This is a genomic window from Trichococcus alkaliphilus (assembly GCF_003008695.1).
GTDB classification, from domain to species: Bacteria; Bacillota; Bacilli; order Lactobacillales; family Aerococcaceae; genus Trichococcus; species Trichococcus alkaliphilus.
Window position 1 is genome coordinate 63,785 of sequence record NZ_PXZT01000014.1, and the last position, 14,425, is coordinate 78,209.

The window sequence follows — 14,425 nt, forward strand, 5'->3', positions numbered from 1 at the left end:
TTATATGGCGTATTCAAGCGTTGCATCCTCTCGGGTGGACAACAAAAATTTCCGGGTCCTTTCTTCCTTCGGCTGGGAAAAAACAGCTTCGGGTGCCCCAGATTCCACGATGACGCCATCATTCATGAAAACAATTTTATCGGCCACTTTTTTGGCAAATTTCATCTCATGCGTGACAATCACCAAGGTAATGTTACGTTTGGAAAGTTGCTCGATCGTCTTTAGGACTTCACCGACCAGTTCGGGATCGAGCGCACTCGTTGGTTCATCCATGAAGATCACTTTCGGGTTCACGGCCAACGCTCTCGCAATGCTCACCCTTTGTTGCTGCCCACCGCTCAGTGTCGCCGGGTACTGTTTTTTTTGCTCCGACAGACCGACTTGCTCAAGCAGATCTTCGGCTATCTGTAGGGCTTCTGCTTTTGTTTTCCGCTTGCTGCTCGTCAAAGCCAGCGTCACGTTTTCCAGAACCGTTTTATTTTTGAATAAATTGAAGTGCTGAAAAACCATAGCGGATTGTTGTCTGAGCTCATAACGGTTTTGGTGCGTCAACAACTGCGTATCGACCGTCACATCGCCGACCTTGATGATGCCTTCATCCGGCTCCTCCAACAAATTCAGACTCCGCAACAAAGTTGATTTGCCCGAACCGCTGGGACCGATGATGGCGACGACTTCCCCTTCCTTGACCTGAAAGGAAATATCATGCAGCACTTTGTTTGCGCCGAACGATTTGGATAAATTTCGTACTTCAATCATATCGTTCCATTCCTTTCTCATCGCTTATAAGCTTTTGCCAAATGGTTTTCGAGGACTGCTTCAAGGCGTCCCAGAATGATTATCATGAACCAATAAATCAGGCCCACAGCAAGATACGTTTCAAAATACTTCAGATTGGAACTTGCGATCAGTTTTCCCTGAGCGAACAGTTCGGTTATGCCCAATGTAAAGGCTAGCGAACTTTCTTTGATCAGAGAAACAAATGTGTTGGTTGTTCCAGGCAAAGCGTTGACGATTGCCTGAGGGAAGACAACCTCCTGATAGACCTTCCATCTTTTCATCCCGACCGCCAATCCGGCTTCGATTTGGCCTTTATCCACTGAATCAAGTCCTGCACGGAATGTTTCCGTCAAATAAGAAGATTCTTTAAAACTGAATGTCAGAATGACGGCATACATGGCATCCAATGAATTGAAAGCAGGAAAAATCTGCGGCAAACCAAAATAGACAATAAACAATTGCACAACTGTCGGAAACCCACGAAAAACCGAAACATACAGTCCAGCCAGCGAAGAGAGGATTTTATTGTCCTGTCTGCGCAAAAGTGCCATGATGACACCCAGAATGATGGCAAAGAACATCGCAGTGAATGAAATCAATAATGTTTTTGGCACAAAGGGAATGATGTCCTTGATGGCTTCCAATAAATAACCTAAGTCAATCATTTGTTTCCTCCTTTCGTCATAGTTAACACGCTGTATAGTGGCGTACATTCTTTTTGTAAGTGTGTAGCAACAACTTACAGTAGCTTACCATCATGGAAGTCTTTCGTATAATCCCGATTTCCGAACAGTTGTGATAGGCAAAAGCGATCCATAAACCCACAGAAAAAGCGGCAATAAAAAAGAAGCCAGGACAATTTCCCAGCCTCTTCCTTATTCCCGCCTTGGAATCACGATGTTCCGATCATCCAGATTTTTATCCTGCAGCAATTGATTTGTGTATTTTTTTAAGAATGCTTCGCTATTCTGTTGAATAATTTGATAGCCGGCATGACTGGTCCATTCCTCCAACAAGCTTTCATCCTCGATATAATCCTCCCCGGAAAAAAAGCGGACATTCATCCTTCCGACATAATCCATGACATCTTCTTCAAAAATCTCTTCGTGCCATTGTTCCTCGAACATCATCTGCAAAGCCAGATTCTCGCCATCACGCTTGAACAAGTCATGGGACGTCTGCGTGTAGGCAAGCAATTCCGGGGACGCGACACCGGTTGCTTCCGCCCAGCCTTCCACGTCCAAGGAATTGCGCTGGTAAGCTATTTTTTCATCGGACAAGGTTATTTCCCCGATTGCGTTGGGGAATATCGAAAGCGCTCCGGTTACGACTTCGTAAAAAGGAGCCTCCCGATCCGTCGCCTCGGAAATATTCTGCGCATGGATGTGTCCCGCAAAGCTCGTTTGGATGCCTTTTTCCGCAAAATATTCTGTTGCCTCATCCGCATTTTCCAAAACAAACCCTCCGCCTAATCTGCCTGTATGGTTCAGAAGCGGATGATGTCCGACCAACTGGATCGTTTGCAGATTCTCTTCCTGCAGCGCAAAATATTCATCCATCCAAGCAAATGTCTCTTCCTTGATTCTCCCCTCCGTTTTCGGGGCTTTTGTGCTCTTTGTTTCGCTATATATATTGGTATCGATCATCAGGAACGGAAATCCCGCTTTCGGCTCCATCACATAGCTCAAGGATTCCGGGTCTTTGCTGATGGCCAGATCATAGCCGTAGTCCGCAAAAATTTCTTGGAAGTCCTCGGGTGTTGCTTGCGCGACGACTGCCATTTCTTCCCCTTCGAATTTCCGGGCCCAGCCGCTGTGGATATCATGGTTTCCTGGTATCACACTGACTTGCGTCCCATTTTTTTCGATTCTTTCAAAAAATGCAGCAAGCTCCACCATGCTTTGGTATTCACCATTGAAGGTCAAATCACCACTGACGACCAGCAGATCCGGCTGTTCTTTCGCAGCTTCCCACACAAGCGCCTCCATCATATCCGGGACGTGCTCCAAGTCTTTACCGGCAGAAGTTGCCTTCATTCGAGCAAATGCTTCGCCGTCATCGAACAGATCCGGAGAGAGGTAGTGGATATCCGTCACCATCCAAATCCTTAAATTTTCGTCTTTCCCAACTAAAGGTGCGATCGACTGCACAGTGCGTTCCTCATCTTTTTGATTATTCAAACCAAAGAGAAAAAGACCCGTCAGCAATACCATCAGTGCCTTGAATATTTTTTTTTTCAATTGATAGCTCCCTATGGATCATTTGGACTCATTATAGTGGTTATGCTTGCTGTTTGTCGAGATGTTTGCTGACAAAAAAGAAGCGTTCCGGAAATCATCATTATGATTCCGGAACGCTTCTTCAACGCTTCTTCGTTTTTGACTGGGCTAGCTGGATTCGAACCAACGAATGACAGAGTCAAAGTCTGTTGCCTTACCGCTTGGCGATAGCCCAATGGTGGAGGGAGGCAGATTCGAACTGCCGAACCCGAAAGAGCGGATTTACAGTCCGCCGCGTTTAGCCACTTCGCTATCCCTCCGTTAGCTTTCCTTAAAAAGCTGACCAATATATAATATAACAGCGGCAATCGATTTTCAAGAGGTACAATTCAATTTTTAACAGTTTTTAATGCGGAGGCAAGTCTGAAAAAAGCTCAAAATTCTGCACTCATAGATTCCCCGAACGGAAAATCGAAATCAGCAACCAGATGCTGAACAGGCCGGCGATCACAAAGCCCGCTTGCCCCAAGAATTGCCCTCCCGGAGTGCCCGACATGATGGCGGATGACAAAAGTAACCCGGCAACAATCAAAGAGATGACGACGCGATTGGACATTTTTTTGACGTCCTTCCACTTGTCATCCAGTTGATCGACGTCGATCCGCAGCATGGTCCTGCCGCTTGCCGTTTGCTTCAGCAGAGCCAGCAGACTGCTGGGGATCTCACTGCTGTCCTTGATGAAGTCATAACCCCGCAAAGCCAATTTTTCCGCCGAAAACTTCTGCATCAGCGTAGTCAGCGTAAAACTTTCCTTCAGATAGTCCTTCGCGATCGAAATCAGATTCAGCTCAGGGGAAATTTCCTGAAAAACGCCTTCCAGTATCGACAAAGACTTCGCGAGGATCGTCAGATCGCTCGGAATGGCGATATTATGCCGTTTGAACATTCTGATGAAATCGGTGATGAAGGTCCCCATGTTCACATTCAGCATATTGTTCGAAAGGTACATATCGAACAGCATCTCGACGTCGGCGTACAGACTGCGTTTGTCCACCCGTCCTTTCGGCGTCCCTAATTCCAGGCAGACTTTCACCATCCGATCGAGATCTTTCGAGGCCAAGCCCTGGAGAATATCATTCAACGATTTTTTCGTGGCCTCCGACAGATCCCCCATAATGCCGAAATCGATGAAATAGATTTTTCCTTCTTTAATGATCAGGTTGCCTGGATGGGGATCCCCATGGAAAAAGCCGTCATGGAATACTTGCTTCAGATAGGCCAACATCAGTTTGCGGCTGATGTCATCCGAATCATAGCCAAGCAAGCCCAACTGTTCCCGGTTGGTGATTTTGGTGCCTTCGATGTACTCTTCCACCAATACCCTGCGCGTCGTAAGCCCGGAATAGATCTTCGGGACGCCGATGCAGGCGATGTTGGCGTTCAGGTCCCTGAAACGCTGCAGAAGCTGGGCTTCATTGCGGAAATCCAGTTCGATCAAGGTGTTCGCCTTCACCTGCTCCAACGCTTCTTTGGGATCGACTACCTCAACCAGTTCCTTTGGGATCTTTCTGCTGAGGCGGATCAGGATATCCAAATCCCGGATCAACAGATCATCGATGATCGGGCGCTGCACTTTCACGACCACTTCTTCCCCTGTCCGGAGAACCGCCCGATGGACCTGCGCAATCGATGCGCTGGCGAGCGGTTTTTCATCGATGGACAGGAAGGCTTCGCTTAACGACAGTTTGGTTTCTTCCATAAAGATGCGTTCGACTTCCGCAAACGGGAATTCCGGCGCCTTGTCCTGCAGATGCGCCAGTTCCTCGACGAATGCCTGCGGGAGAATGTCGATCCGCGTAGAAAGGATCTGGCCGATTTTGATGAAGCTTGGCCCAAGTTTCTCGAAAGCAAGACGAAGGTTCTCAGGATCTTGATCTTTTCGGCTCGGCTTCACCTGGTTATGGTAAAGGAATTGAAGCCCGTAAGAGGACAGGATCCGGACTATTTCATGCAACCGTTCGTCTCTTGCCATCCTGACCCCTCCTTCAACTTTTGCGATTGGTTATTTACTCAACAATTGATCCAGTTTGGCGTTGATCGCGTCCATCTTGGCTTCCAGCGCCTCCACATCCTCTTTTTTGGCGAACGGCAGATTATCGAGTTCCGCTTTCGTCGCCGGCACGATGCCCGAGGCTTTCCGGGTCAACTCCGTCTGCAGCTCTTTTCCTTCCTGGACCGTAACACGCCCTTTTTCGACCATCTCATTGATCAGCTTTTCAGCCTTCTCGATCGAAGTGGAAGTGATGCCTACACCTGCTAAGAAAATCTTCTTTAATTCATCCATTTTAATCTCTCCTTTGATTGTTGAAATGGGAAAATCCGAAAAATCTTAGTGCTCATGGAAATGTTCATGCTCCGAGTGGCTGTGTTCGTCTTCTTTGTTGCGGCGGATGCTGAATTGTTCCGGCACCGGATCGTACCCGCCTTTGACGAAAGGATGACATCTGAGAATGCGTGAGATACCCATTAGGCTGCCCTTGATTGCGCCATGTTTTTGGATGGCTTGGACCGAATAGTTCGAGCAGGTCGGGTAATAGCGGCAGCTCGGCGGGAACAATGGCGATATATATTTCTGATAACCACGTATCAAACCTATAAAAATTTTCTTCATGGCGGTTTCCTTTCTGGCTCTATACTGCTATTCTACCCTTTTTCTCCGTAAAATAAAATAATACCGTATCATAAAAAAGACTTCCGCTGCCGCTATTTTTTTTCGGAACTATTTGGTAGAATACCTATATATCGGCGCTTGCCGAAATGCAAACACAAAAGAGGTTGAGCCGAAATGCAAACACAAAAAAATAAAACGTACCGCATCGCCATTCTGGGCATTCTGTCTGCGTTCATCATCATCCAGACATTCGTTCCCTTCCTGGGAAACATTCCCATTCCACCGCTGAATCCGACCATCATCCACATCACGGTCATCGTAGCCGCTTTCGTCCTGAGCACGAAGGATGGCATGCTGATCGGACTTGTCTGGGGCTTGGCGCGCATGGTCAAAGCCTACACCCTGCCGGCTTCCCCGTTGGATCTGCTGCTGTGGACCAATCCGATCATCGCAGTCGTTCCGCGCGTCATGGTCGGGCTTGTGGCCGGACTTGTTTTCCATGCCTTCCTGAAACGCAAACAGGAAAAACGCGGGATGGTCATCGCGGCCGTTTTGGGATCCTTGACCAATACGGTGCTTGTGTTGGGATTCATCGCCCTCTTCTACGGCAATGAATACGCCACAGCCCTGAATGTCGATCCGTCCAACCTGTTGAAGGTGCTGGCTGGCATCGTCGCAACCAACGGCCTCGGCGAGGCTGTCGCAGCCGGCTTGATCGCCCCATTCATCGCCAAAGCCCTGATGAAGGTCAGAAGAAAATAAGTGTAAAAAAACGATGAGCCTCCGTGGCTCATCGTTTTTATTTTGAATTTCACTGCAATACCGGTTGAATGGCAAGCCACCCTTTGATGAGGGTCGGCATATTCAGGAACACCCATGTCACAATCGAGGCCCCGCCGATGCCATAGAAGTACAGCGTGATCGGCTTGAACAGGAGGAAAATGACCAGGAAACGCTTCATGGACATTTTCGTCAGACCGGCAACCATGCAGAGAAAATCATCCGGGAAGCCGGGAAGCGCAAAGGCTGAGGCCATCAGCCATTCGAAACGATTCCCTTTTATCAGCCAACCATAATATTTTCTGTAGGTTTCTTCGGAAACGAACGCTCTTACGAATGTTTTCCCATATTTGCGGGCCAAAATGAAATTGATGATTGAACCGATCAACACGCCGATGAAGCTGTAGGTGAATCCTAAAAATGGACCGAATACCAATGGAGCCACCACGACTGTCACTCCGCCCGGAATGATGGGATAGACGACTTGGATGATTTGAATCAGCAAGAAAAAGACGGGTGCATAGATGCCCATTCCAGCCAACAACGCTTTCAAACTGTCTTCAGCTTCGAAAAAGCCTGTACGATAGATCCAGATGCCTAAGATAAGTGTCGCGACTGTTCCCACTACCGTCGAAATCTGGACGATTTTACGGTTCAATGCAATTCCTTGATGGGTGGTGTTTTCCAATTCCACTTTTTCACCTCATATCACTTTTTGGTACTGCCCTATTTCCGATTATACCTGACAAACATAAATTTTCTGTGAATTTACCTTATCGATTCCGTGAACTGCACATCGTGGTAGCGCTTCCTTTTACTGCGTATTCAGTATAACGCAAACACCATGTACCTGCCTCTGACTAAAGTCGGATTTGCTTCCCCGATTATAAACACTTCCCGACGTTTTGTCCATAAAAACAAAGTTAAGATTTTCTTAGCAGGATAAGTAAGGCTGTCTTGTGCTGAAAGGCGGCTCTGGCTGGAAAAATCCCGGCAGCTGTGATACTTTCAATGTATAGAAACTTTAATAAGACAGGTGATTTATGGCAACAACATTCTCAAAGAACATCCGCTCGACTTTGGTCAGTTCTTTCATAAACAGTTTGATCTATTCCTGCACGATCCCCTTTCTGGTAATCTATCTGGCAGGCATCTTCAATGCGCAATTGACAGGCATGCTCGTCATGACAAATGTGGTCGTCAGCTTCTTGGCCGGCATCGTTGGTGGCTATCTAGCCGATAATTTCCAGAGAAAGAAAATCCTGTATCTTTTCCAGAGCCTGTATGGGGGCTCTTTACTTTTGATCGCCCTCAGATTTTTAGGCCTGCTTTCGGCTGACGGATGGCTGATTCTCGGTTACCTCGTCTGCGGCATTTCCTTCAATCTGTATTCGCCTGCATACGACGCCGTGCTGATGGACTGCACCACCGTCGAAAATCGCAAACAGGCCTATCAATGGCAATATTGGACCTTCAATTTGTCCATGGCATTGGGATTTTCGCTCGGCGGGTTCCTTTTTCAGCACTTCCTGTTCCAACTGTTCCTGGTGGCCGGGATAGCCCAACTGGCGATGGCCCTGTTGTTTCGCAGACAGTTGGACTACAAGAATGCCACCGCGCAGAAACAGCATAATAACAGGCTGAAGGACTTATTTTCGAACTACAGCATCGCCGCGAAAGATACCCGTTGGCTCTTTTTGATCCTGGGCATGGCGCTTTTCAACACGGCCGAATTTTCGCTGAAGACCTACACCGCCGTCCGGCTTTCGAAAGAGTTCGAAACGCTGACACTCTTCACGGTTCCGATCGATGGCGTCAGGATGCTCAGCCTGCTGCAGGTACTCAACACACTGCTCGTTGTCGGATTCACTTTCCTGGTCTCGCGTTTCACTGAAAAGCGATCCGAAAAGGCGACCATCCTTTACGGTCTTGTCATCTATGTCGTCAGCTATGGCTTGATTTCAGTAATGAACAACATCTATATCCTGATTCCGTTGATGATTTTGGCTACCATCGGCGAGTTGGCTTCCTCACCGAACATCAATGCCCGCAAAGTCGACCTTGTCCCTGAAGACAAGCAAGCCTCTTATCTGGCTTTCAGCTCGCTCTCCTACCAGGGAGCCGATCTGTTGGCAGCATTTGCCTTGACGCTCAGCGGGTACATCTCGGCCGGTTTCATCGCCGGCTATATCATCATTTTGGGATTGGTCGGCACCTCACTCACCGTCAGCAGTCTGTACGGGCGCAAAAATAAAGGTATATGAGAAATCTCCCCTTCCGCTGAAGTGACTTATTGTTCGTTTCCGCTCTCCGACAAAGGAGGAAATCAAGATGGAAATCGTAAAATGGCTGAATGACACAATCATCTGGGGAATCCCGATGCTGGTCCTGATGCTGGGGACTGGTCTGTATCTGACGATCAAAACCAGAGCCGTCATCTTCACCCGCTTCGGGACTGTGATGGCCAATACGCTGAAGACGGTTTTCCGGAAGCCCAAGGAAATCGAAGCCGGCACGATCACCCCCTTCCAGGCGGTCTGCACGGCTTTGGCCGGAACGGTCGGGACCGGCAATATCGTCGGCGTGGCCGTGGCCATCAGCGTCGGCGGGCCGGGTGCCATCTTTTGGATGTGGACTTCTGCTGTCCTCGGCATGGTCACGAAATATGCGGAAACCACCCTTGCGCTTGCCTATCGCGAGAAAAATGCAAAGGGTGAATATGTGGGCGGCCCGATGTATTACATCAGCAAAGGCCTGGGTTTTCCCAAGCTGGCCTATCTTTTCTGCCTGTTAACGGCCTTTTCCTCGATCGGCGGCGGCAACATCGTCCAAGCGAATGCCGTAGCCGGCAGTTTGCAGGACGCTGTTTCCATACCTGCCTTGGCAACCGGCCTGCTCTTGGCTTTCTTTGTGGCCTTGGTCGTGGTGGGCGGCATCAAGCGGATCGCAAGCGTTGCGGAAAAATTGATTCCCTTCATGTCGCTGATCTATACAGGTACGGCCATCTTTATCCTGATTGTGCAGCGCAGCCAGATCCCCTCCGCTCTCGCCACGATTTTCACGGATGCCTTCACCGGAACGGCGGCTGTTGGTGGCTTTACGGGAGCTTCCTTGATGTATGCAGCGCGGATTGGTGTCGCACGCGGAGTGTTCACGAATGAAGCGGGTCTCGGCAGCGCTCCGATTGCCCACTCCACCGCCAACACCGACCATCCGGCACGCCAAGGCTGTTGGGGGGCCTTCGAAGTCTTCTTCGATACGATCATCATGTGCACCATCACCGCTTTGGTGATCATCATCAGTGGAACCTGGAAGGACGCCTCGATCGATGGCACAGAAATGTCCAACCGGGCATTCAGCGCCGTCATTCCGGGCGGGGAATACATCATTTCCATCGGCATCGTCCTGTTCGCCTTCGCGACCATCATCGCCTGGTACTATTATTCCGAAAAAGCGATCGAATACATCGCCGGCCAAAAAGCCATCTTTGTCTATCGGATCTTTTTCATCGGTTCCCTCGTCTACGGAGCAGTCGCAAATCTGGATGTCGTCTGGGAGATTTCCGATCTGTTCAACGGGCTGATGGCCATCCCGAACCTGATCGCTTTGATCGGCCTGGTCGGACCTATCGTCGCATTAACGAATGATTTCTTCGCTGATCCGGAAACAGTCCGGCCGAAGGACCAATCCTATGCCGCCCTGATCCAAACAAAAAAACATTTCAAGCGCTTCCAATGAATGCTATGATGAATCTATCAAAAAATTGGAGGAACGCATATGATCCATATCCTGTTATGCTGCGGCGGCGGATTTTCATCCAGCGCACTGGCGGCCAAAGTCAAGAAAGACATCCAGCAATACCAGTTGGAAGACAAATTCGAAATCGAATTCTCCCCGTTCATGATCGCCAATGAAAAAATGGACCTGTTCGATATCATCGTTTGCTGCCCGCACCTGACCTATGACGTCAAAAAGATGGTCAAAAACGCCAATCCCGACAAACCCATCTACATCTTGCCGCCGCGCATGTACGGCCTGATCGATATCCGCGAATTGTCGACCGATGTCCTGGATGTACTCGAAATGTACAGCCGGAGCCCAATCAACCCTGTCCATTTCCCGGGTGAAGAAAACGTCATGCGTGTCACGCGATCCGTGGCCTACCGCCGCAGCAACATCTCCTGAAAAAATCTAAGAACACTCGAGGTGGCAGCTATGAGCAACGGCGATTTCATCAAAAAAGTAGAGTAATTGATCAAGCCTAAATACATCGCAACGCTTCAATCATTAGCACCTTTCACTAAGTTCATTCCTAAAAAAATTCAAAATAAGATCATGGCTGAATCTGGCAAGAAAAATCCTTATATGGGCTTTGTGATAGAGCCCTACTGCGTATTTGTCTGTTACGAACTGAAAGACTTGGAATGGGCAAAGCAGTTGATCCCAAATAATTTCGAACTGATGGGAATAAAATTGAACAGCTCCCACCTCTGCATCCGCGCATAGGTGGGAGCTGTTCAATTTTTAATGGTCAATGATACCGCGCATCAGAGGCGTGGTGCACGCTTTTCTGAATACTAGTTCATTCCGCCATGGCGCCGATGAAAATCTTCGACTCCCAGTTGGCAAGCTGATTTATCCCTATCATCCGGAACATCTCAAAATAAACATCGTTTTCAAACGTATCCGTATCAATCGGCTCAATCCCAATCCTGTTCCCGGCCCAACTGCCCTCCTGCTCGGCTTGTTCTTCCGCTTGCGCCAGAACAAAATAAGGCATCAAGTTGTTCGTGCGCTTAAACAAGCGGCGATCGATCGTCATGAACAAGTGCGAATCATAATTGATCAGCACGTATTGGTTGATGAACTCCCCCCACTGTTTCTTCCAGCGGACAATTTCGGATGGATCAATCGAGACAACATCTATTCCCGCTTCTTTCCGGTTCCGGCGCAACAATTTTTTCTTGTATCCCTCGTAGAACGCATACTCCTCTTCCTTCAGCAAGTACTCTCTCACTTCTTTGGAATCGACAACCAAAGTGATCCTGTCGCCTTTCCATTTGTCCATCAATAATTGGAACACCACATACTGAAAAGGATTTCCCAACTGAGGATGCGTTGCAGCCATTCCTGTAATCGTGCTGTCCCCTGCCCAAGTCAGTCGCGCCGGTTCCATGATTTTTTTCTTATCCATGTTAACCAATAAATGCTGCTGATCGTTTTTTCCCAAATTTGCTGCCTCCTTCATGAATTCCGTTCACTCAATAGATACGTATTCTGGAGACGATTCCTTTTTCAATAACATAAAATTCCTTCCGGGTAAAAATGTCCAAAAAAATAGATATATCAAGTATCCCGAAAGACTTGATATATCTGAAAAATGATTATGCCGGCTGCAGGATTTGAACCTGTGACCTCCGCGTTACGAGTGCGATGCTCTACCAACTGAGCTAAGCCGGCCTGGCGATGGATTCACTCAATAAGTGAACCACAACACAATAAATTATAAATAAATTTTGTCGATTTGTAAAGAGGGCAATTTCATCAAATTGAAATTACCCTCTTTGCATACCTGTAGAAATCCCTTTGCAGAGGTCAGCACGACGACAACAACAGCTTCCATCAAAAAATTTAATCTTGGGCAGGCTTATTCCTTAATTCATGGATGCGCTGCAGATCATATGGCGTTTCTTGATAAACGAAGTAATTCAGCCAATTCACGAAGAGGATATTGGCATGACCGCGCCAACGTACCACCGGACGCTTGCTCGGATCGTCATCAGGATAGTAATTAATAGGGATATTGATGGGCCGATCCAAAGCGACGTCCCGCTTGTACTCCTTATCGAGCGTATCAAAATCATATTCGGCATGACCCGTCACAAACACGAAACGGTTATCCCTGCTGCGGACAACGCTGACCCCTGCCTCTTCGGATGTCGCCAGAATTTCAAGCTCACTGCAGGCCTCTATATCCGCTTTGCGGACATCCGTATGGCGGGAATGCGGCATGAAGAACTCATCATCAAAACCGCGGAGCAGCATCGTTCGGCTGTCGGTGATCGTGTGCTTGAAGACACCGAACAGTTTTTCCTTCAGAGGGTACTTCCCGATATTGTAGTGATGATAAAGACCCGCCTGGGCGCCCCAACAGATATGCATCGTTGAGAAAACATGGCTGGCGGACCATTCCATGATGGATACCAATTCCGGCCAGTATTCCACCTCTTCAAAGGCAAGATTCTCCACAGGCGCACCCGTAATGATCATGCCATCAAAGTATTGATCCTTGATGTCAGAAAAGGTCTTGTAGAAATAGTCCAAGTATTCTTCCGAAACATGCTTGGAATCATAGCTTTCCATCCTCAATAAGGTAACTTCCACCTGCAGGGATGTGTTAGAAAGCAAACGGATGAACTGCGTCTCCGTGGCTTGTTTTGTAGGCATCAGATTCACGATGATGATTTTTAACGGACGGATATCCTGCGTGACGGCCCTCAGCTCGTCCATGACGAAGATATTCTCTTTGGCCAACTCTTTGATAGCGGGCAAATCCTTCGATACTTTGATCGGCATGTTTTCCACTCCTTTATAATTAAACGGTTCCTCTTTACTCCTCAACAGCTCGCTTATGCACAAAAAAGCTCCCCTCACCACAGTCTTGCGACCATGGGACGAAAGCTTCGCGTTACCACCCATTTTTATAAGGATTTCACAATCCTTACCTCAAAAAGTACGTAAAGTGACTGCGTGATCGCATATCCCTTATATACTTTGCAGAATATCGCCTGCGGACGTAATCGAGCTGATTATTCACCCGATTAAAGGCTCCAAGACCATCTTCACTCTGTTCCGGTACGCCCCCTTTCACCAAATCAGGAGCTCTCTTTACGTACTTCCCAAAGTTACTCTTCTTATCGTTGCCCATTCTATTATAAGATGAGACTTATGTTAATATATTATAAAATTATCATCATTTCTTAATCTTGTCAATAGGTAAAATCGATCACCACTGAACCATCCAGCCAAACACAAAAAAATAGCAGGCCGGAACTACTTCCCCTAATTCCGACCCGCTACTCTCATCTATATAAAATAAGAGAGAACAATATTATATTTCTGCCTTGATATCGGCATACTTTTCGCGTTTGCGATCGAACATAGCCACGACATAAGAGCAGCGCGGAACAATTTTTTTGCCTTCATTCCGCATTTCTTCAACAAGGCGGTCCAGTAACATCTCGGCGACGCCTTGCCCTCTCAATGAGGAATCGACATAAGTATGGTTGGCTATGACTTTATCTTCACCATAGGGTGCGTAAGTAATTTCAGCTATCATACATTCGTTTTCATCATTCAAAACGAAGCCATTTTTGGTCTTGACTAAATCTTCCATCCTTTATTTCCCTCACCTTCTGACAACTATCCTTAAACATAGTTTAGCACGGTTGCCCGATTTTATACAATAAATCGACTCAAACCGGGTAAGCCCGGAAGCAAACAAAAAAGGCTATCGATATTTGCTTCGACAGCCTTCTGATTCTTTATATAAAAACATGCGCGGCAATGTCCTACTCTCACAAAGGGAAACCCTTCACTACAATCGGCGCTAAGAAGCTTAACTTCTGTGTTCGAGATGGGAACAGGTGTGACCTTCTTGCCATCATCACCGCACATGGTGATTCTGATATATAAGTTTTATTTCAAAAAAAAAAGCGCGGCAACGTCCTACTCTCACAAAGGGAAACCCTTCACTACAATCGGCGCTAAGAAGCTTAACTTCTGTGTTCGAGATGGGAACAGGTGTGACCTTCTTGCCATCGTCACCGCACATTTTTAATTGGAGAACTTTGTTCTCTCAAAACTGAATCTACAAATTTAAAGGGAAACCGAAAACACCGCTTGAGTTTTCATCTTTTTAAATATTGGTTAAGTCCTCGACCGATTAGTATTGGTCCGCTCCATACATCGCTGT

15 protein-coding genes, 3 tRNA genes and 2 rRNA genes are annotated in these 14,425 nt (G+C 47.5%); 5 read left to right on the forward strand and 15 right to left on the reverse strand.

Annotation, left to right across the window (positions count from 1 at the left end):
* From C7R73_RS11165 to yidD, 8 genes are all read right to left on the reverse strand, one after another.
* Positions 1–759, reverse strand: a complete 759-nt coding sequence (locus C7R73_RS11165) for an amino acid ABC transporter ATP-binding protein (RefSeq protein WP_106450584.1) — start codon at positions 757–759, stop codon at positions 1–3.
* Positions 760–776: 17 nt separating this feature from the next.
* Positions 777–1,445, reverse strand: coding sequence for an amino acid ABC transporter permease (locus C7R73_RS11170; RefSeq protein ID WP_106450585.1), 669 nt, complete (start codon positions 1,443–1,445; stop codon positions 777–779).
* Positions 1,446–1,655: 210 nt separating this feature from the next.
* A complete protein-coding gene (locus C7R73_RS11175; protein WP_106450586.1) occupies positions 1,656–3,020 on the reverse strand; it encodes a metallophosphoesterase in 1,365 nt (454 codons plus the stop codon).
* A gap of 142 nt (positions 3,021–3,162) precedes the next feature.
* Positions 3,163–3,234 (reverse strand) — tRNA-Gln (locus tag C7R73_RS11180).
* 1 nt (position 3,235) lies between these two features.
* A tRNA-Tyr gene (locus tag C7R73_RS11185) sits at positions 3,236–3,319 on the reverse strand.
* A gap of 128 nt (positions 3,320–3,447) precedes the next feature.
* Positions 3,448–5,031: an ABC1 kinase family protein gene (locus C7R73_RS11190; protein WP_106450587.1), complete on the reverse strand. Its 1,584-nt coding sequence runs from the start codon at positions 5,029–5,031 to the stop codon at positions 3,448–3,450.
* Between the two features lie 30 nt (positions 5,032–5,061).
* The gene (locus C7R73_RS11195) at positions 5,062–5,343 is read right to left on the reverse strand and encodes a phasin family protein (RefSeq protein ID WP_106450588.1); all 282 of its coding nucleotides are present in this window, start codon (positions 5,341–5,343) and stop codon (positions 5,062–5,064) included.
* Positions 5,344–5,388: 45 nt separating this feature from the next.
* Entirely contained in the window at positions 5,389–5,670 is a 282-nt protein-coding gene (gene yidD / locus C7R73_RS11200; protein WP_106450589.1) for a membrane protein insertion efficiency factor YidD, read from the reverse strand.
* 174 nt (positions 5,671–5,844) lie between these two features.
* Here yidD and C7R73_RS11205 point away from each other — a divergent pair, with 174 nt between their 5' ends.
* The gene (locus C7R73_RS11205) at positions 5,845–6,432 is read left to right on the forward strand and encodes an ECF transporter S component (protein ID WP_106450590.1); all 588 of its coding nucleotides are present in this window, start codon (positions 5,845–5,847) and stop codon (positions 6,430–6,432) included.
* 49 nt (positions 6,433–6,481) lie between these two features.
* Here the strand turns inward: C7R73_RS11205 and C7R73_RS11210 are convergent, their stop codons facing one another.
* Entirely contained in the window at positions 6,482–7,144 is a 663-nt protein-coding gene (locus C7R73_RS11210; protein WP_239992630.1) for a TVP38/TMEM64 family protein, read from the reverse strand.
* Positions 7,145–7,493: 349 nt separating this feature from the next.
* Between C7R73_RS11210 and C7R73_RS11215 the strand changes: the two genes are divergently transcribed.
* The 4 genes from C7R73_RS11215 (at position 7,494) to C7R73_RS13755 (ending at position 10,956) form a co-directional block, all read left to right on the forward strand.
* On the forward strand, positions 7,494–8,714 hold the full coding sequence (locus tag C7R73_RS11215) for an MFS transporter (protein ID WP_106450591.1): 1,221 nt from the start codon (positions 7,494–7,496) through the stop codon (positions 8,712–8,714).
* A 67-nt stretch (positions 8,715–8,781) separates the two neighbouring features.
* A complete protein-coding gene (locus tag C7R73_RS11220; protein ID WP_106450592.1) occupies positions 8,782–10,188 on the forward strand; it encodes an alanine/glycine:cation symporter family protein in 1,407 nt (468 codons plus the stop codon).
* Positions 10,189–10,227: 39 nt separating this feature from the next.
* On the forward strand, positions 10,228–10,635 hold the full coding sequence (locus C7R73_RS11225) for a PTS sugar transporter subunit IIB (protein ID WP_106450593.1): 408 nt from the start codon (positions 10,228–10,230) through the stop codon (positions 10,633–10,635).
* 66 nt (positions 10,636–10,701) lie between these two features.
* Complete coding sequence (locus C7R73_RS13755; protein WP_106450594.1) at positions 10,702–10,956, forward strand: hypothetical protein; 255 nt, start codon at positions 10,702–10,704, stop codon at positions 10,954–10,956.
* Positions 10,957–11,032: 76 nt separating this feature from the next.
* On the opposite strand, the gene C7R73_RS11235 is transcribed toward C7R73_RS13755, so the two are convergent.
* From C7R73_RS11235 to rrf (C7R73_RS11260), 6 genes are all read right to left on the reverse strand, one after another.
* A complete protein-coding gene (locus tag C7R73_RS11235; RefSeq protein ID WP_106450595.1) occupies positions 11,033–11,680 on the reverse strand; it encodes a hypothetical protein in 648 nt (215 codons plus the stop codon).
* 157 nt (positions 11,681–11,837) lie between these two features.
* Positions 11,838–11,910 (reverse strand) — tRNA-Thr (locus C7R73_RS11240).
* Positions 11,911–12,081: 171 nt separating this feature from the next.
* Positions 12,082–13,026 carry a homoserine O-acetyltransferase MetA gene (gene metA, locus C7R73_RS11245; RefSeq protein WP_106450596.1) on the reverse strand — a complete coding sequence of 315 codons (945 nt, stop codon included), beginning with the start codon at positions 13,024–13,026 and terminating at the stop codon, positions 12,082–12,084.
* Positions 13,027–13,561: 535 nt separating this feature from the next.
* A complete protein-coding gene (locus C7R73_RS11250; RefSeq protein WP_106450597.1) occupies positions 13,562–13,846 on the reverse strand; it encodes a GNAT family N-acetyltransferase in 285 nt (94 codons plus the stop codon).
* Positions 13,847–14,008: 162 nt separating this feature from the next.
* Positions 14,009–14,124 (reverse strand): 5S ribosomal RNA (gene rrf, locus C7R73_RS11255).
* 41 nt (positions 14,125–14,165) lie between these two features.
* A 5S ribosomal RNA gene (gene rrf, locus C7R73_RS11260) occupies positions 14,166–14,281 on the reverse strand.
* Positions 14,282–14,425: the final 144 nt, after the last annotated feature.